At 72.0% G+C, this 16,847-nt stretch carries 17 protein-coding genes; 3 read left to right on the plus strand and 14 right to left on the minus strand.

Features of this window, described 5'->3' with window-relative positions; all coding sequences use genetic code 11:
- Positions 1–16 precede the first annotated feature (16 nt).
- The 14 genes from ACMGDM_RS00745 to ACMGDM_RS00810 all read right to left on the minus strand — a co-directional run bounded on the left by ACMGDM_RS00745 (position 17) and on the right by ACMGDM_RS00810 (position 12,385).
- Positions 17–430, minus strand: a complete 414-nt coding sequence (locus tag ACMGDM_RS00745; RefSeq protein ID WP_436802225.1) for an Hpt domain-containing protein — start codon at positions 428–430, stop codon at positions 17–19.
- 66 nt (positions 431–496) lie between these two features.
- Positions 497–1,861 carry a ribosome biogenesis GTPase Der gene (gene der, locus ACMGDM_RS00750; RefSeq protein WP_436802226.1) on the minus strand — a complete coding sequence of 455 codons (1,365 nt, stop codon included), beginning with the start codon at positions 1,859–1,861 and terminating at the stop codon, positions 497–499.
- 411 nt (positions 1,862–2,272) lie between these two features.
- Positions 2,273–3,595 (minus strand): PQQ-like beta-propeller repeat protein, encoded by a 1,323-nt coding sequence (locus tag ACMGDM_RS00755; protein WP_436802227.1) that lies wholly within the window; start codon positions 3,593–3,595, stop codon positions 2,273–2,275.
- Positions 3,592–4,305 (minus strand): tetratricopeptide repeat protein, encoded by a 714-nt coding sequence (locus tag ACMGDM_RS00760; protein WP_436802228.1) that lies wholly within the window; start codon positions 4,303–4,305, stop codon positions 3,592–3,594. Before ACMGDM_RS00760 ends, ACMGDM_RS00755 begins: the two co-directional genes overlap by 4 nt.
- 102 nt (positions 4,306–4,407) lie before the next feature.
- A complete protein-coding gene (gene panB / locus ACMGDM_RS00765; RefSeq protein ID WP_436802229.1) occupies positions 4,408–5,286 on the minus strand; it encodes a 3-methyl-2-oxobutanoate hydroxymethyltransferase in 879 nt (292 codons plus the stop codon).
- A gap of 22 nt (positions 5,287–5,308) precedes the next feature.
- Complete coding sequence (locus ACMGDM_RS00770; protein WP_436802230.1) at positions 5,309–5,722, minus strand: hypothetical protein; 414 nt, start codon at positions 5,720–5,722, stop codon at positions 5,309–5,311.
- 5 nt (positions 5,723–5,727) lie between these two features.
- Positions 5,728–6,072, minus strand: a complete 345-nt coding sequence (locus tag ACMGDM_RS00775) for an ArsC family reductase (protein WP_436802231.1) — start codon at positions 6,070–6,072, stop codon at positions 5,728–5,730.
- A gap of 147 nt (positions 6,073–6,219) precedes the next feature.
- The gene (locus ACMGDM_RS00780; RefSeq protein WP_436802232.1) at positions 6,220–6,921 is read right to left on the minus strand and encodes an HAD family hydrolase; all 702 of its coding nucleotides are present in this window, start codon (positions 6,919–6,921) and stop codon (positions 6,220–6,222) included.
- Complete coding sequence (locus ACMGDM_RS00785; RefSeq protein ID WP_436802233.1) at positions 6,905–7,864, minus strand: ATP-grasp domain-containing protein; 960 nt, start codon at positions 7,862–7,864, stop codon at positions 6,905–6,907. Before ACMGDM_RS00785 ends, ACMGDM_RS00780 begins: the two co-directional genes overlap by 17 nt.
- The gene (locus ACMGDM_RS00790; RefSeq protein ID WP_436802234.1) at positions 7,864–8,541 is read right to left on the minus strand and encodes a PIG-L deacetylase family protein; all 678 of its coding nucleotides are present in this window, start codon (positions 8,539–8,541) and stop codon (positions 7,864–7,866) included. The genes ACMGDM_RS00785 and ACMGDM_RS00790 overlap by 1 nt, the downstream gene beginning before the upstream one ends.
- Positions 8,542–8,564: 23 nt before the next feature.
- Positions 8,565–9,470 carry a methionyl-tRNA formyltransferase gene (locus ACMGDM_RS00795; RefSeq protein ID WP_436802235.1) on the minus strand — a complete coding sequence of 302 codons (906 nt, stop codon included), beginning with the start codon at positions 9,468–9,470 and terminating at the stop codon, positions 8,565–8,567.
- Positions 9,442–10,047 (minus strand): sugar transferase, encoded by a 606-nt coding sequence (locus ACMGDM_RS00800; protein ID WP_436802236.1) that lies wholly within the window; start codon positions 10,045–10,047, stop codon positions 9,442–9,444. The genes ACMGDM_RS00795 and ACMGDM_RS00800 overlap by 29 nt, the downstream gene beginning before the upstream one ends.
- Positions 10,044–11,216: a glycosyltransferase family 4 protein gene (locus ACMGDM_RS00805; protein WP_436802237.1), complete on the minus strand. Its 1,173-nt coding sequence runs from the start codon at positions 11,214–11,216 to the stop codon at positions 10,044–10,046. The genes ACMGDM_RS00800 and ACMGDM_RS00805 overlap by 4 nt, the downstream gene beginning before the upstream one ends.
- Complete coding sequence (locus tag ACMGDM_RS00810; protein WP_436802238.1) at positions 11,213–12,385, minus strand: glycosyltransferase; 1,173 nt, start codon at positions 12,383–12,385, stop codon at positions 11,213–11,215. Before ACMGDM_RS00810 ends, ACMGDM_RS00805 begins: the two co-directional genes overlap by 4 nt.
- A gap of 302 nt (positions 12,386–12,687) precedes the next feature.
- On the opposite strand from ACMGDM_RS00810, the gene ACMGDM_RS00815 reads away from it, so the two are divergent.
- The 3 genes from ACMGDM_RS00815 to ACMGDM_RS00825 are packed head-to-tail and all read left to right on the plus strand — an operon-like array spanning position 12,688 to position 16,821.
- Positions 12,688–14,697, plus strand: a complete 2,010-nt coding sequence (locus ACMGDM_RS00815; RefSeq protein WP_436802239.1) for a polysaccharide biosynthesis protein — start codon at positions 12,688–12,690, stop codon at positions 14,695–14,697.
- On the plus strand, positions 14,694–15,962 hold the full coding sequence (locus tag ACMGDM_RS00820; RefSeq protein ID WP_436802240.1) for a DegT/DnrJ/EryC1/StrS family aminotransferase: 1,269 nt from the start codon (positions 14,694–14,696) through the stop codon (positions 15,960–15,962). Before ACMGDM_RS00815 ends, ACMGDM_RS00820 begins: the two co-directional genes overlap by 4 nt.
- Entirely contained in the window at positions 15,955–16,821 is an 867-nt protein-coding gene (locus tag ACMGDM_RS00825) for a sulfotransferase family protein (protein WP_436802241.1), read from the plus strand. The genes ACMGDM_RS00820 and ACMGDM_RS00825 overlap by 8 nt, the downstream gene beginning before the upstream one ends.
- Positions 16,822–16,847 lie beyond the last annotated feature (26 nt).

Genomic DNA, 16,847 nt, shown 5'->3' on the forward strand with positions numbered 1-16,847 from the left:
CGGGATGGCGGATGCGTTACGCCACCCGCCGTCCAAAGCCCCCCGGCCGCCGCATCGCGACGGGAGTGGCGCCCTCGGCCTCCAGCAGCGCGAGCGTGCGGAGGAAGAGCGGGCGCAGCGCGACCACGTCCTCGATCGCGTCCTGCGGTGACTCATGATGCTCGACGCAGGTCCGCGCGTGATCCTCGATCTTCTCGGCCAAGGCGGCGAGCACGATCGCGCCGAACTGGCGCGCCTCCCCCTTGAGCGTGTGCGCGGGGATGACCATCGCCGCGGCCTGCCCCTGGCGCATCGCTGCCTCGATCGCGCTCAGCGACTTGACGCCGTCCTCACGAAAATAGCCGAGGATGCGGGCGAAACCGGCGCCCAGCTCGGCGCGCGCGCGCGCCAGCGCCGCCCGGTCCACCAGATCCACCGCTCCGTCCGCCACATGCGCCTCCTGTTCGGGCCCAGGGACCTAGCGCCTGAAAGGTAAAAAGGAGGTAAGCGTGACGCGTCAGCTCCCGGCGAACGGATTTTTGGGCGCGCGCAGCATCAGCCGCACCGGCACCGCGCCGAAGCCCAGGTCACGACGGATGCCGTTGATCAGGTAGCGCTGGTAGCTCATCGGCAGCTCGTCCACGCGCGTGCCGAACAGCACGAAGCCGGGTGGCCGTGTCTTCGCCTGGGTGAGATAGCGCAGCTTGATCCGCTTGCCGCCGGGCGCGGGCGGCGGATTGGCCTCGATCGCGCGCTCGAACCAGCGGTTGAGCTCGCCGGTGCCGACGCGGCGCGACCACGCCTCCCGCGTGGCGAACGCCGCGCCGATCAGCTGGTCGATCCCCTTGCCCGTCGCCGCCGAGACCGCGAGCAGCGGCACACCGCGCACCTGCGCCAGCCCTTCGTCCAGCGCGGTGCGCACGCCATTGAACAGCTTGGAGGGGTCTTCGGCGACGTCCCATTTGTTGAGCGCGATCACCAGCGCGCGCCCCTCTTCCAGCACGCGATCGGCGATGCGCAAGTCCTGCGACTCCAGACCTAGCGTCGCGTCGAGCAGCAGCACCACCACCTCGGCGAAGTCGACCGCGTGAAGCGCGTCGGCGACGGAGAGCTTCTCCAGCTTGTCCTGCACCTTGGCGCGCTTGCGCATGCCCGCGGTGTCAATCAGGCGGACGTCGCGTGGGCCGTCGGGGCCGTGCCAGACCCAGTCGATCGCGATCGAGTCGCGCGTGATGCCCGCCTCGGGCCCGGTGATCATCCGGTCCTCGCCGAGAATGCGGTTGACCAGGGTCGACTTGCCCGCGTTCGGGCGACCGACGATGGCGAGCTTGAGCGGCGCGTCGGGGCTCTCGTCGTCCTCTTCCACCTCCTCTGGCTCGAGCGCCTCGAGGTGGGGCAGCAGCGCCTCGAACAGGTCGGCGACGCCCTCCCCATGCTCGGCGGACAGCTGGACCGCGTCACCGAAGCCGAGCGACAGCGCCTCGATCAGCCCGGCCTCGGCGGCACGGCCCTCGGCCTTGTTGCCGACCAGCACGATCGGCGTGGAGGCGCCGCGCAGCCAGCGCGCGATTTCCTCGTCGAGCGGCACGATCCCGGCGCGCGCGTCGATCATGAACAGCGCGACGTCAGCGCTGTCGACCGCGGCCTGGGTCTGGCGCCGCATCCGTCCCGGCAGCGTGTCGGGATCCTCGTCCTCGTAGCCGGCGGTGTCGATCACGCGGAAGTCGAGCCCGAGCAGGTGCGCGTCGCCCTCGCGGCGGTCACGCGTCACGCCGGGGCGGTCGTCCACCAGCGCCAGCCGCTTGCCGACGAGGCGATTAAACAGCGTCGACTTGCCGACATTGGGGCGACCGACGATCGCGACGGTGGGGAGACGAGACATCTGGGTGAGACCTAAGCGCTTCGAGCAAGAGTCCGGCGAGGGGTTTGGGGTAGGGCGCTTCCTCGGGCGATGTGCTCGCGGCACGCCTTACCCCCGACCCCTCCCTTGCAGGGAGGGAAGTTGAGGTCGCTCTACCCGCAATTTCATCGAGGCGATAGCGCCGCCACCGTGTTCCTGCGCACGCAGGAACCCAGGGCCCCGCGCCCTACCGTTCGTGGCCCTAGGCTCCCGCTTACGCGAGACCTTTGCCGAACTGCGTGATCGCCGTCATCCCGGCCCTGAGCCGGGATCCATGGCGCCACTACAACCGCCGCAGCGTACACCGCCCAATAGCTCCCGGGTCAAGTCCGGGACGACGAGGTGGTTCCGCAAAGGTCTCGCCTACGCGAGAGCACGAGTCGTCCGATACCCTCACCGCCAGGCGGTGATCACGCCCTTCTCGTCAAGCGTGTACAGCGTCTGGTTGGCGACGATCGGCGCGAGCGAGAAGCTGTCGCCGGCGCGGATCGTGGTCTGTACCTTGCCGTCGGCGACCGACAGCGCCACCAGCTCGCCGCGCGAGTTGGTCAGCCACAGCCGCTCGCCCGCCAGCACCGGCCCGAACCAATTGTACGGGTCCGAGCGCTTCTCCTCGTTCTTGTAGGCGCGCAGCTGGCTGATCCAGCGGATCTTGCCATTGGCGCGCGACAGGCACACCAGCCGGGCGTCGTCGGTGACGACGAAGATCCACTCGCCCGCGATCCACGGTGTCGAGATGCCGGCCAGGTTCTGCTCCCACAGCCGCTGGCCGGTTGCGAGCTCGAGCGCGATCATGCGACCGCCCTGCCCGATCGAATAAACGCGACCGTCCTCGATCACCGGGTCGGCGTCGATGTCCGCGAGGCTCGACACCGAGGTGGTGATCGAGGTGCGCGACAGCGCGTCCTGCCACAGCGAGCGGCCGTTCTCGTAGCGATAGGCGTTGAGTTCCCCGCTGGAGAAGCCCGCTACCACCGTGCCGGAGCTCGCCGCGGGCGCGGCGACGCCGAATACGCCCTGCGTCTCGAGGCTGGCGGTCTGCGTCCACACCACCTTGCCGTCGGCCTGGTTGAGCGCGACAATCTGATTGTCCTGGCTCAGCACATAGACTTGGCCGTTGGCCACCGTGGGCGCGCCGCGCAGCGGGCCACCCGGCTTCGCCCGCCACAGCACCGCGCCGTCCGCGGCGTTCACCGCCAGCACACCGCCGAGCCCGTCGGTGGCATAGACCTTGCCGTCGTCGTAGCTCGCCCCGCCGCCGAAGCGCGCGGCGCGATTGTCGTCACCCTCGCTGATCGTGCGCGTCCACAGCTTGGCGCCGCGATCGGCGGTGAAGGCGTTGATCACGCCCTGGACGTCAACCACGAAGAGCTTGTTGTCGGCGATCACCGGCATGGCGGCGAGCCGGGCGCGGTTGCTGCCGCCGTCAATCTCCGCGCTCCACGCCTTGGTCGGCGCGGTGGCGAGCAACAGATGGCCCATCGACTTGGCGGCGTTGCCGCCGGGCTGGGTCCAGCTGTCATTGGCGGCTGGGGTCGGCAGCGTCACCTGGACATCGGCGAGCCCCTTGTCGATCTCGGCCGGGTTCTCCGACACCAGGATCGGCACGCGCTGCCCGACCGTCGGAGTTTTCTTGGGCGCGCTCTTGAAGATGCCGCAGCCGCTCAGCCCCACCAGCGCGGCGATCGCCACGCCGGTCGCGAACCTCGTCTTCATCGCTTGCTCACACCTTCATTCTTGCCCGGCGCCGCGACGGGTGCCTTGGTGTCCAGTACGCCCGCCATCTGAACCGCACGTTGACGCAGCGAGCTCGGCACGTCCGGATCCGCCGCGACGCGCGCGAACGTCTGCTGCGCGAGATCGCGCCGCCCCTCACGCAGATAGGCCGCCGCCATCAATTCGCCCGCACTGCCAAGCCAGGCGTTGCCGGTCACCGCGAGCGGGCGCATCCGCTCGACGATCACCGCCGGCTTGAGCTGGTCGAACTCGGCACTGGTCTGACGGATCAGCGCGAGATCGCGGAACGGCTGCGCCAGCGACGCATCCTCCGCGATGCGAGCGAAGGCGGTCGCGGCGCCGCGCAGATCGTCCTTCTGGAGCAGCACGTCCGCCTCGGTGAAGCGCGCCGCGGCGCGATAACCGTCGCGCGATGAGTCGGCGAGTGCGGCGAGCGGCGCCGCGGCGCTTTTGGTATCCTGCGCCGCGAGCGCGTCGAACGCCTGCTGGAGCTGCTCGCCCTCCCGCTCGGCCACCTGCTGCTGGCGATGCTGCCAGAACAGGAACGCGGCCAGCGCGACCAATGCCAGCACCACGGCGGCGATGATCGCGCGCCCGTAGCGTTTCCACACGTTGATCGCCTGGTCACGACGCAATTCGTCGTCGACCTCGCGCAGGAACGCTTCATTGTTTTGCGGCGTAAGAGCCACCGATCACTCCGGGCCTGATGGGGAACCGCAGCGCTGTAGCGGCTCGCCCCGCGAAACGAAAGAGCGGCCGCGACGGGGGTGTCCCGGGTTCGGCGCGCGGCGTCAATCCCGCGGCGCGTACACCTGGTCGGCGGAGGGGAAGGCGCGCGTGCGCACCTCGTCGGCATAGGCGGCGACGCGCTCGGCGACATAGCCGGCCATGTCGCCATAGCGCTTGACGAACCGCGGGGTGCGCTCGAACAGCCCGAGCATGTCCTCGGTGACGAGCACCTGTCCGTCACACTCGGCCGAGGCGCCGATTCCGATCGTGGGCACCGCGATGGTGCGCGTGATCTCCACCGCAATCGGCTCGACCACGCCCTCGATCACCACCGCAAACGCGCCCGCCGCGGCGATGTCGCGTGCGTCGCCGACGATCTTGGCCGCCTCCGCCGCGCTGCGCCCGCGCGCGCCATAGCCGCCCAGCGTGTTGACCGCCTGCGGGGTCAGACCGACATGCCCGACCACCGGCACGCCACGCTCGACGAGGAACGCGACCGATGGCGCCATCGCGGTGCCGCCCTCCAGCTTCACCGCCGCCGCGCCGCTCTTCTTGAGCAGCCGCGCCGCGCTCTCGAACGCCTGTTGCGGCGACGCCTCGTAGCTGCCGAACGGCATGTCGACGACGACGAGCGCGTGATAGCTGCCGCGCACCACCGCAGCGGCGTGCGCCGCCATCATCTCCAGCGTAACCGGCACGGTGGAGGGCAGGCCGTAAATCACCTGCCCCAGACTGTCGCCGACCAGCAGCAGGTCGCAGTGCGCGTCCATCAGCTGCGCCATGCGCACGGTATAGGCGGTGAGCATCACCAGCGGCACGCCTTCCCCCGCCGCGAGCGCCGCCTTGCGTTGGCGGATCGCGGGAACCGTGAGGCGCTTCATCGGCGCGGCAACGGGGGTGGCGCGGCTGGTGGCGGCGTCGATCGTGAAGGTGGTGGACATGCGCCCTGCTACTCCGGCGCGCTCACCCGATCCAGCGGCGTCGCGCGGCCAGGTGGGCGAGCTGGAGCGCGGACGCGCCGACCAGCAGGATCAACAGCGACGCAAACAGCACCCCCGCGCCGCGACGCGCGAGCAGATCGGTGGTGGCGAACAACCAGCCGAACTGGATCAACGCCGCCACCAGCGAGACGGTCAGCGCCGCCACCGCGACGCGGCGCCGCAGCAGCAGTGCCGCCGCGCCGAGCAGCAGGCCGAGGCTCGCCACCGCATAGTCGAGCCAGTACCAGCCCGGCAGCGCGGCGAGCAGCGCCCGGTCGGCCGGGTCGCTCGCCAGCGCCGCGCCCGCGCGCAGCTGGACGATACAGGCATAGCCAGACCAGAACGCCCAGAGCAGCAGCGCGACAACAAGCAGGCAGTACCAGAGCGGCCTCCGCATTACGCTCAACCGAACAACGTTTCATAGCGTTCGGGCTTGAAGCCGACCTCGATACCGTCGTCATGCACCAGCACCGGTCGCTTGATCATCGCCGGCTGCGCCAGCATCAGCGCCGCCGCGCGCGCGCGATCAAGGTCGGCACGATCCGCCTCGGGCAGCTTGCGAAAGGTCGTGCCGGCGCGATTGAGCAACACCTGCCAGCCGAGTCGATCGATCCATCCGTCGAGCAGCGCGGCGTCGAGCCCGTCCTTGCGGAAATCATGAAAGCCATGCGCGACATCATGGCCAGCGAGCCACGCGCGCGCCTTCTTCACCGTGTCGCAGTTCGGGATGCCGTGAAGCGTGATCATGCGCCGCTCCGTGGCAAAGCGCGAGGCGCAAGGGAAGTCCTGCGCGGACGGGGCGGCCGTGCGCAGGACGCGAACCTCCGCCCCCTCCCCCGACACGACGGCTCACCGTGACATACCTCTCCGGCGCGATCCGGCTTGAGCAGCGACTCAGTCAAGCGAATCGAGGTCGTGCACCACACGCTCTGCCTCGTCCGCGGCGTGGGCGGCGCGCGCGCCGGCGTGGAGCCCGGCGGGGCGCACGATCCGCACCGTTCGCCACCCGAGCTGGCGCGGCGCGACAAAGTCTTTCGACGGGTTGTCGGCGACATAGGTGAAATGGGCGCCGCTCAGCCCGAACGCCGCCTCGAGATGGTCGAAGGCACGGCGGCTCGGCTTCCACGCCTCGCGCCCCCAGCGATCGGTGCAGACCGCCTGGCGCACGCCGCGGCGGAACAGGTCGAGCGCGCGCAGCTTGCGGCGCTGCGCGTCGAGGAAGCCGTCGGTGACGATCGCCACCGCGGCGCCCGGGTCGCGCCGGGCGAGGTAGCGCGCAGCGTCGGGCGCCAGCGTGATCCGCGGGCGATGCTGGCGATAGACCGCGAGCAGCCGTGCCACCAGCGCGGGGCTCGCAGGCTGCCCGAGCGCGGTGAGCGCGTCGTCGAAGATCCGCTGGCGCGCGCCCGCCTCGAAGCGCTCCAGCATCAGCGGTCCGAGCCGATCGAGCCCGAGCCGCGCGCGCGCCCAGTCGCCCGCCGCGGTGAGGCCGCTGACGACATAGTCGCGCTCGAGGTAGAGCGTGTCGTCGAGGTCGAACACCACGACCCGCTCGGGCGGGCGTCGCGGTTGGCGCGGCTCAGAGGAAGACGGCATCGTCGAAGCGCAGCATCGTCACGCCCGCGTCAAATGCATCATCCGCGCTCGTCGCGCGACCGAGCCGCTCCTCGAGCAGCCAGCGTGCGAAGGCCGCGCCGGCGCGATGTGCCAGCGGATAGCCACCGCCGAAGCGGGCGTTGATCTCGAACACCGAGGGCGCACCCTCGGCGTCGACGAACGCCTGGAAACACCAGGCGCCGCGCACCCGCCCCTGCACCGCGTCGCCGAGCCGCCGCGCCACCGCGAGCAGCGCGTCGTGGCGCTCGGTCACCCCCTTCTCGACCTCGCCCGCGCGCACCGCGACGCGACGGTGCGGCACCGCGCAGCGCAGCGTACCGGCGGCGTCGAAGAACAGGTTGACGGTATATTCCTGCCCGCCGAGCAGGTGCTGGACGATATAGGGTTCGGGCCGCGGCAGCGCGGCCAGCTCGGCGAGCGAGCCGAGCCGCGCCAGCCCGCGGCTGGAGCTGCCCCCGCGCGGCTTGGCGATCGCGGGCCAGCGCCAGCCGGCGTCGACCGCCTCGGCCGCCGCGGTCGCCGGGGTCGGCACACCGGCGCGATCGAGGAAGCGCGCGGTCTCGAGCTTGTCGCGCGCCATCGCCACCAGCTCGGCGTCCGCCACCGCGACATGCGTGCCGATCGCAGCGAATCGGTCGCGCGCGAGCGCCAGCGCGTGGAGCTCGGTGTCGATCGTCGGCACCAGCAAGTCGATCCGCTCACGCGCGCAGATCGCGAGCGTCGCCTCGACATAGGCCTGGGTCGTCGCCGCCGGCACGGCATGCGCGGCGTCGGCCGAGGCACAGGCGGCGCTCCATTCGGGCGCGAGGTCGGTGGCATGGACCTCGAGCGTCGCGCCCAGCGCCGCGGCCGACTCGCGGAAGCAGCGCAGCAGCGCGACGCGGCGCCCAGCCGAGCCGAGCAGCAGGCGGAGGTCGGCCATCACCCCACCTCGCGGACGAGCACGAACGCCTCGGCGGCGTGACGCCCGACGCACGAGCCGCGCACCATCGCCAGCGCGCGCAGCGTCTCGATCGAACGCTCGTCGGGAAAGGCGTGGCGCTGCGACTCAAAGCAGCGGAAGGCGTCGAGCTTGGCCTCCAGCGTGTCGGCGATGTCGACGAAGACGGTGGGCTGGAACGACGGGGCCAGATAAGGCGCGGCCCAGTTGGTCTCCGACACCGTCTCATAAGCGAGGACGCGCGCGGGATAGTCGCTGCCGCGCGGCCGCGCCGCCACCATCGCCGCGTCGAAGATCAGCTGGTGGTCGCGGTGGAGGTCGCCGACGAAGGGGACGAACAGCGTGTCGGCGCGCGCCGCGACCAGCGCGGCGCGGATCGCAGCGTTGATGTCGGCCTGCGCCACCCGGTCGAGCTCGACCGCGGGCAGGTCGAGGTAGTGCGTCGCCGCCACGCCGAGCAGGGCGTGCGCCGCGGCTGCCTCGCGCCGCACCGCCGCGACCTGCTCGGTGGCGAAGCGCGGCGCGGTGCCGCGCGTCACCACCGCGACCTCGACGTGGCGCCCCAGCGCAGTCAGCCGCGCCATCGTGCCGCCGCAGCCGAGCACCTCGTCGTCGGGATGGGGCGCGAGCACCAGCGCGCGCTCGATCCGGTCCAGCATCGTTCCCCCTCTGCCCACGCCTGTTATCCCAGCCGCACGTGGAGCGGCGGCGCGCCCGGCCGGTCGCGCTGCCACCGCGACACGCGCAGCAGCTCGCCGTCACCGCAGCGCACCGTGAAGCTGGTCTCGTCGCGCGCCACCACCTGCCCGGCGAAGGCGGCGTCGTATCCGCGGCCGGGCCGGCGCTCGGCCGCCAGGATCGTCACCGCGCCGCCCGCCGAGCGCGTGCGCGCGCCCGGATAGGGCTCGCCGCAGGCGCGGATCAGCCGCTCGATCGTCGCCGCGTCGTCGCGCCAGTCGATCTCGGCGTCCTCGGGACGGCGACGCGCGGCATAGGTGGCGTAGCGCTCGTCCTGCGGCGTGCCCGCGGCGTCACCGGCGGCGAGCCGCGTCAGCAGCGGCGGCAGCATCGTGGCGAGCGCGGCCATATGCTTGTCATAGAGCGTCTGCGCGGTCTCGTCGGGCGCGACGTGGAAGAAGTGCTGCGCCAGGATGGGACCGCTGTCGATGCCCGCATCGATGATGAACAGGCTACCCGCGGTGATCGGCTCGTCGAGCAGGATCGTCCACGGAATGACCCCGCGCCCGCGCAGCCGCGGCAGCGGCGCGGGATGGTAGCCGACCGTTCCCATCGGCGCGACGGCTCGGAAATCGGCGCCGCACAGCTGCGACCAGCCGATCACCAGGATAACGTCGGGCGCGAGCGCGCGCAGCCGCTCGAGCACCGCGGGCTCGTTGCAGTTGGCGGCGTGAATCAGCTCGGCGCCGCGCGCGCGCGCCTCCTCCGTCAGGTCAATGAAGTCTGAGTGGCGCGCGCTGAGCTCGGGCGGCAGCGTAACCAGTGCGGCGAGCGTCCAGTCCGGCGCCGCCGCGAGCGCGCGCAGCGCCACGCGCGTGCTCTCAACCGCGCCGACGAGGATCGCCCGCATAGGCACTCCGTATGGCGTCCGCGTTGCGCCGCTCGCCGCCGCCGCCGGCGACGAGCAGGGTGCGGAACAGGATTTCCAGATCGAGCCGCAGCCCGCGATGCTCGATGTACCACAGATCGAGCGCGAGCTTTTCCGCCTCGCTCAGCCGCGTGTTGCCGTTCACCTGCGCCCAGCCGGTCAGCCCCGGGCGCACCCGCGCGCGCGCCGCACCCTGCTCGCCCGCCGCGGCGATCGTCACCGGCAGCAGCGGGCGCGGGCCGATCAGGCTCATCTCGCCGCGGAGCACGTTCCACAGCTGCGGCAGCTCGTCCATGCGCGTGGCGCGGAGAAAGCGCCCGGTCGGCAACAGCCGCTGCGCGTCGGGCAGCAGCGTGCCGGCGATGTCGCGACGATCACTCATCGTGCGGAACTTGCGGAGCCGGAAGGGTCGCTGTGCCAGGCCCGAGCGCGCCTGCACGAACAGGATCGGTCGCCCCGCCACGGCGGCCTGCACCAGCGCGAGCAGCAGCAGCAGTGGCGCGACGAAAACCAGTCCGACCGCCGCTACGACGATGTCCACCGCTCGCCGCGGGGTCACGCTGCGGCCTCCGCCAACACCGGTTCAGCAAGAGGCGCGGTGCCCGAGGAGGCCGGCGACAGCTCCATCGTGTCGAGCAGCAGCCGGTTAACCCGCTCCACGGCATAGCGTTCGGTCGCGACCCGCCGCGCCGTCGCCCCCATCCGCGCCGCCAGCGCGGAATCGGCGCAGAACCGCTCCATCGCGGCAGCGAGCGCGGCGGGGTCGCGCGCCGGCACGATCAGCCCGTTCTCGCCCTGATCGATCGGGTCGCGGCAGCCGGGGCGATCGGTGGTGATCACCGCGCGCCCGCTCGCCATCGCCTCGAGGATCGTGCGCGGCAGCCCCTCGCGGTACCAGCTCGGCAGCACGAACACGCTCGCGCCGGCGAGGAAAGGGCGGACGTCGCGCGTCTCGCCGAGATAGTCGATCACGCCCTCCTCGGCCCAGCGCGCGATCTCGGCGCCTGTCACGCCGTCGGGCCCGGGGTCGGTCGGCCCGAGCAGGTGGAAGCGCGCCTTCGGGAAACGCGCGCGCACCGTGCGCGCCGCGGCGACATAGTCGTCGACGCCCTTGGCACGGAGCAGCCGCGCGATCATCAGGAACACCGGGCCAGGCGCCGGCGGACCGGGTATGAAGCGGGTGACGTCAACGCCCGAACCCGGCACCTGGATCACGCGCGCGCCCGGCGCGACGATGGCATGTCGCAGCATTTCAGCGCGGTCGTCACGGTTGAACACGAACACCGCGCGCGCCTCGCGCACCGCCGCGCGGTAGAGCATCGACACGCCGCGACGCAGCAGCCGCATCCGCGCCGACGCGTCCTCGCCGTAGACGTGGCCGAGGCCGCTCACCATGGCGTAGAAGCGCGTGCGCGTCAGCCGCGCCGCCAAGCCGGCGTAGATGATCGGCTTCTGCGTGTAGGCGAGCACCACGTCGGGTCGCTCGGCGCGGAGCAGCGCGACAAGCGCGCGCAGCGTGCCGAAATCGACCAGCGGATTGAGGCCCACCCGCGCCATCGGCACACGGCGCAGCGCCACGCCCAACGCGGCAAGGCGCGCGCGCACCGGCGGGTCGTCGTCGGGCGCGCAGGCGATCACCTCATGACCGGCCGCGACCATGTCGGCGAGCAGCTGCCCGCGGAAGTTCACCAGCGAGTAGGCAAGGCTCGCCACCACCACGACCCTCACGTTCGCGCCCTCGCCCAGTCGCGCGCGGTCGGGGCGAAGCGCGCCGCGTCGCGGTAGAGCGCGGCATAGCGATCGACGACGTCGCGGATGTCGTGGTGCGCGCGGACGCGCGCGCGCGCGCGCTCACCGAGCGCCTCGCGCCGCTCCGCCGGCAGCGTGCCTAGCCGCACCAGCGCCGCCGCCAGCGCCGCGGCGTCGCGCGGTGGCACCACGGCACCGGTGTCGCCGATCAGCGCGGCCGAGTCGCCCACGTCGGTAGCGACACAGGGCACGCCGGCCAGCATTGCCTCGCCGACCACGTTGGGGAAGCCCTCGCCCCAGGCCGAGGGGAGCGCGAGCAGGTCGAGCCCGCCGAGCCAGTCGGCGACGTCGCCGCGGTGACCGCGCCGGACCACGCTGTCCGCGGGCAGGCCGTAGCTGGCAGGTGCCAGCGCGGGATCCTCGTCCATCCCCTTGCCGACCAGCAGCACGCGCGCGGCGAGCCCCTGCGCGCGCGCGATCGCCACCGCGCGCAGAAGGTTGGGCGCGTCCTTCATCGGCGCGGCGCGCGCCACCATGCCGATTAGCGGACCGCCACCCGCCACGCCGAGCCGCTCGCGCAGCACCGCGCGCGCCGCCTCGCGCGGCACCGGCGCGACCAGGTCGAAGCCGTTGGGTATGACGCGCTGGTCGCGCGCGCGGAAACCGAGCCGGCGGTACTGATCGGCCGCAGCGTGCGCGTTGTAGACGATCGCGCGCGCGCCGCCCGACAGCAGCGCCTGCATGCGCAGCACCAGCCGGGTCAGCGGCTTCTCCTCGGTGAGGTCGGCAATCGAGTGGCGCACGTTCCAGATCACCGGCACGCGCAGCCACGGCCGCGCCAGCGCGGCGGCGAGCGTCGCGGCGAGCTGGGCGTGGTGCATCCAGGCGACGATCACGTCGGGTCGCCGCACCGCGATCGCGCGCGCGAGCGACAGCAGCGCGCGCGGCGACGGCATCCCGGCCGCCATGCCGAGATCCGCCACCGGCGTGCCGGTCGCCGCGACCCGCGCGCCGCCGCGGCCTGGCGGTATCAGGGATATCACCTCGGAGCACAGGTGCGGGTGGCGGCGCCCGTGCTCGAGCAGCCGCGCGAGCATCGTCTCGGCCCCGCCGACGTCCAGCCCGGTGATGACGTGCAGCACCCTCACCGGCCGCACCGCCCGCTTCGTCTTCCCGCCAAGCCGTCACACTCCCCCATATGCCGCGCATCCTAGCCCCGGCGCAGACCGCGGCGCGGTGGCGATTGGGCATATCACTCCTTCGGGGGAGGCACTGGCGATCGGAAGGGCGGCGACGATGCCCCATCGGTCGGCCACGCAGCGCGAAGGGACAGCCGCGCCCGCGCCGGAATCGACGCGCGGCATCGCCCGATGCGCCCCGCCATGCTGCGCCGCACCCGGCTATCCTGCTGCGATCGCGTCCGGCGCTTGGGGGCAGGCAGGGGGAACTTATGCCGCGGATCTTGAACTATCAGCATTACTCCCGGCGCGTGCGTCGCACCGCCAACCAGCTGTTCGACGCGGTGGCGATTGTCGCCTCGCTCGCGCTCGCGCTGCTGCTGCGCATGAGCGGCGCCGTGCCCGCGACGATGTGGGAGGGACTGGCGTGGAGCGCGCCCGTCTTCATCGCGGTGGGGTTCCTGGTGTTCAACGCCACCGGCATCTACCGCCGCGTCTGGCGGCTCGCCTCGCTGCCCGACGCGCTGCTGCTGGTAGGGGCGGCCGCGCTGGCGGTGACGCTCTCGGTCGGGCTGCTCTCGGTCACCGGCCATGCGCTGTGGCTGCCGCTGTCGGTGCCGGTAATCCACTGGTTCGTCCTCTCCGCGATCATGGCCGGCGCGCGGCTGTGGCGCCGTGTCGCCAGCGAGCTGCCGCGTCGCGCCCGCGCCGCCTCGGCCGCGCCGCGCGGCGCCGCGACGATCGTCAGCCAGCAGCGCGCGCTGCTGGTCGGGCGGCCCGAGGACGTCGAGGTGCTGCTGCGTCAGATCGAGCAGGAGGAAAGTCCCGCCTATCTGCCCGTCGGCATCCTCGACCTCGACAGCCACGACGCCACGCTGCGGCTGCGCGGCGTGCCGATCCTCGGCATGGTCGACGCGATCGACCACGCGGTCGACACGCTCACCGCGCGCAACGAACGCCCCAGCGTCGTGATCATCGCCGAGGGGCGCAACGGCAGCGGCGGGCTGCCCGGCGCACGGCGCGTCCAGCTCGTCAACGCGGCGCAGGCGCTGCACCTCTCGGTGCGCAGCGCTACCCCAGACGCCAGCGTGCGCCAGTCGCTCGACGCCGAGTCGATTGACCTCGCCGACCTGCTGGAGCGCCCCGCCACTGACCTGGACGCCGCGGTTGCGGCCCGCGCGATCGAGGGGAAGCGCGTGCTGGTCACCGGCGCGGGCGGCACGATCGGGCGCGAGCTCACCCGCCAGATCGCCGCGATGCGCCCGTCCGACATCGTGCTGGTCGATTGCGGCGAGTACAACCTCTACCTCGTCGAAATGGAGCTGCGCGAGAATTACCCGCAGGTGCCGTGCACCGCGGTGCTGTGCTCGATCCGCCAGCGCCAGCACGTGATGGCGGTGTTCGAGCAATATATGCCCGACTACGTCTTCCACGCCGCCGCGCTGAAGCACGTGCCGCTGGTCGAGCTGAACGTCTGTGCCGGGATCATGACCAACGTGATCGGCACGCGCAACGTCGCCGACGCCGCGCTGCGCTTCGGCGCACGCGCCTTCGTCCAGGTATCGACCGACAAGGCCGTCAATCCCGTCAGCGTGATGGGCGCGACCAAGCGGCTCGGCGAATTGTACGTCCAGGCAATGGACCTGCAGGGCGCGGGTCGTCCTGACAGCACGCGCTTCATGACGGTGCGCTTCGGCAACGTGCTGGGCTCGAGCGGATCGCTGATCCCGCTGTTCCAGCGCCAACTGGCGCGCCGCGCTCCGCTGACCGTGACTCACCCAGAGATCACGCGCTTCTTCATGACCGTACACGAGGCGGTGCAGCTGGTGCTGCACAGCACCGCGCGCACGATGGAGCGCAACGTGCAGCGCGGGCGCATCGTGGTGCTCGACATGGGCGAGCCGATCCGGATTCTCGACATCGCCCGGCGCATGATCAAGCTGGCCGGGCTGGTACCCGACCGCGACGTGCCGATCCATATCGTCGGACTGCGGCCGGGCGAGAAGCTATACGAGGAGCTGTTCGACGCGCGCGAGCAGCGGCTACCCTCCGCCATCGAGGGCGTGTTCGAGGCCGAGCCGATCCCGGTTCCCCTGCCCGCGCTCCAGGCGCAGTTCACGCTTCTGGCCGAGGCGGTCGGCGAGCATGACCAGGACCTCGCGCGCGCTCTGCTGTTCGAGCTGCTCGACCCCGACCGGATCATCGCCGCCAAGGCCGCGGACGAGCATGCCGGCACCGTGGTGCGCTCGCTCCACGGCAATCGCGAGGGGGCGGCCGCATGAGCGCCGCGCTCCACCACGCCGCCGCGGCATCGGCCGCGCTGCTCCCGGCGACATCCGCGGCGCTGCTCCACGCCGTCCCCGCGCCGATCGCGAGCCGCTGGCCACGCTACGAGGCCGACGAGGTCGCCGCGGTCGAGGCGGTGTTGCGCTCGGGCAGGGTCAACGCGCTTCACCACGGCACGCACAATGCGCTGTTGCAGGACGGCTTCGCGGCGCTCTGCGCCATGCCGCACGCGATCGCTCTGGCCAATGGCACGCTCGCGCTGGAGCTCGCGCTGTACGCGCTGAACGTCGGCATGGGCGACGAGGTGATCGTGCCAGCGCGCAGCTTCGTCGCCTCGGCGAGCTGCGTCGTTACGCGCGGCGCCACCCCGGTGTTCGCCGACGTCGACCCGGACACGCAGGCGCTGTCAGCCGAGACGATCGCCGCGCAGCTCACGCGGCGCACCAAGGCGATCATCGTCGTCCATCTCGGTGGTCGGCCGGCGGACATGGCGCCAATCGTGGCGCTGGCACGGGCCCACGGGCTCCTGCTGATCGAGGACTGCGCCCAGGCGCACGGCGCCACGATCGACGGCCGGGCGGTCGGCGGTTTCGGCGACGCCGCCGCCTTCTCCTTCTGCACCGACAAGATCATGTCGACCGGCGGCGAGGGCGGGCTGCTGCTGCTGCGCGACACGGCGGCGTGGCGTCGTGCCTGGTCGATGAAGGACCATGGCAAGGACGTGCGCGACATCGGCGGCGGGGGTGGCAACACGGGCTTTCGCTGGCTGCACCACGAGGTCGGCAGCAACTATCGCCTCACCGAGATGCAGGCGGCCGTCGGCGTCGCGCAGCTCGCCAAGCTGCCGGCGTGGCTCGACGCGCGCCGGCGCAACGCCGCAGCGATCCTCGCCCCGCTCCGCGGGCTCGCCGCCATCCGACTGGTCGAGCCGCCGGCCGAGGTGGGCCACGCTTATTACAAATTCTACGCGTTCGTCCGGCCCGATGCGCTCGCGCCGGGCTGGTCGCGCGACCGGATCGCCGCCGAGGCGGTCGCACGCGGCGTGCCCTGCCTCACGGGCAGCTGCCCCGAGATCTATCGCGAGCGCGCCTTCATCGAGCGGGGGCTCGGCCGCGACACTTCGCTGCCCGTGGCGAAGATGCTCGGCGAGACCAGCCTGATGCTGCCGGTCGACCCCACGCTCGACGGGAACGAATGCCGCTACATGGCCGAAACGTTGCGCGCGATCGCGCTCGAGGCGGTAGGGCCGGCGCATGGTTGAGGGTCTGCCCAGCTTCCTGGTCATCGGCGCGGTCAAGGCCGCGACGACCTGGATCTCGCACCAGCTGCGCTGCCACCCCGATCTGTGGCTGCCCGACGCCGAGCCGCATTTCTTCAGCACCGAATACGAGCGCGGCATCGACCATTACCGCTCGCTGTTCGCGCCCGCGCCGGCGGGGCGGCGGATCGGAGAGAAATCAGCCGATTATCTCGCGCATCCCGAAGCCGCCGCGCGCATCGCGGCGGTGCTGCCCGGCGTGCCGATGGTGGTCCAGCTGCGCGACCCGGTCGAGCGCGCCTATTCGGACTATTGCATGCTCTTCCGGCACGGTCGCGTCGCCGGTGATCCGCGCCGTTACCTCGAGAAGCGCGACCCGGCCGGCGCGCGCTTTCTCGACGGCGGGCTCTACGCCCAGCATCTCGCGCGCTTCCACGCGCATCACGCGCGCGATCGGATCGCGGTGTTCCTCTTCGAGGACGTGATCGAGCAGCCCGAGCGCGTGATCGCGCGCGTGTGCGAGCATATCGGCGTCGTCCCGCACATCGAGCCCGCCGCGGTGGCGAGCCGCCGCAACGACGGCGCCGCGGCGATGCTGCCGCTGCCCGTTCGCCGCGTGCTGCGTCCGATGCGCCCGCTGCTCGACCCGCTGCGGAGCAACCCGCTGCTGGCGCGGCTGCGCGGCACGATGGCGCGACCGGTGCGCTACCCACCGCTGACCGCGGAGCTGCGCGCGCTGCTGCGCGACTATTATCGCGACGATGTGCTGCGCCTGGAGACGATGATCGGGCGCGACCTGTCGCGCTGGCGCGCGGGCGCCGCGGCGGGGGCCAATGACGATCGGGTGACGGCGGCGTCCTGACCGGACAATCGACCGAGTGACGCGTG

The organism is Sphingomonas larreae, assembly GCF_051400595.1.
Classification (GTDB): Bacteria; Pseudomonadota; Alphaproteobacteria; order Sphingomonadales; family Sphingomonadaceae; genus Sphingomonas.

Bases quoted from the DNA above. Each gene is read 5' to 3' on its own strand.
- der (WP_436802226.1), bottom strand. From the start codon at position 1,861: ATGTCTCGTCTCCCCACCGTCGCGATCGTCGGTCGCCCCAATGTCGGC.
- ACMGDM_RS00755 (WP_436802227.1), bottom strand. From the start codon at position 3,595: ATGAAGACGAGGTTCGCGACCGGCGTGGCGATCGCCGCGCTGGTGGGG.
- panB (WP_436802229.1), bottom strand. From the start codon at position 5,286: ATGTCCACCACCTTCACGATCGACGCCGCCACCAGCCGCGCCACCCCC.
- ACMGDM_RS00770 (WP_436802230.1), bottom strand. From the start codon at position 5,722: ATGCGGAGGCCGCTCTGGTACTGCCTGCTTGTTGTCGCGCTGCTGCTC.
- ACMGDM_RS00775 (WP_436802231.1), bottom strand. From the start codon at position 6,072: ATGATCACGCTTCACGGCATCCCGAACTGCGACACGGTGAAGAAGGCG.
- ACMGDM_RS00780 (WP_436802232.1), bottom strand. From the start codon at position 6,921: ATGCCGTCTTCCTCTGAGCCGCGCCAACCGCGACGCCCGCCCGAGCGG.
- ACMGDM_RS00785 (WP_436802233.1), bottom strand. From the start codon at position 7,864: ATGGCCGACCTCCGCCTGCTGCTCGGCTCGGCTGGGCGCCGCGTCGCG.
- ACMGDM_RS00790 (WP_436802234.1), bottom strand. From the start codon at position 8,541: ATGCTGGACCGGATCGAGCGCGCGCTGGTGCTCGCGCCCCATCCCGAC.
- ACMGDM_RS00795 (WP_436802235.1), bottom strand. From the start codon at position 9,470: ATGCGGGCGATCCTCGTCGGCGCGGTTGAGAGCACGCGCGTGGCGCTG.
- ACMGDM_RS00815 (WP_436802239.1), top strand. From the start codon at position 12,688: ATGCCGCGGATCTTGAACTATCAGCATTACTCCCGGCGCGTGCGTCGC.
- ACMGDM_RS00820 (WP_436802240.1), top strand. From the start codon at position 14,694: ATGAGCGCCGCGCTCCACCACGCCGCCGCGGCATCGGCCGCGCTGCTC.
- ACMGDM_RS00825 (WP_436802241.1), top strand. From the start codon at position 15,955: ATGGTTGAGGGTCTGCCCAGCTTCCTGGTCATCGGCGCGGTCAAGGCC.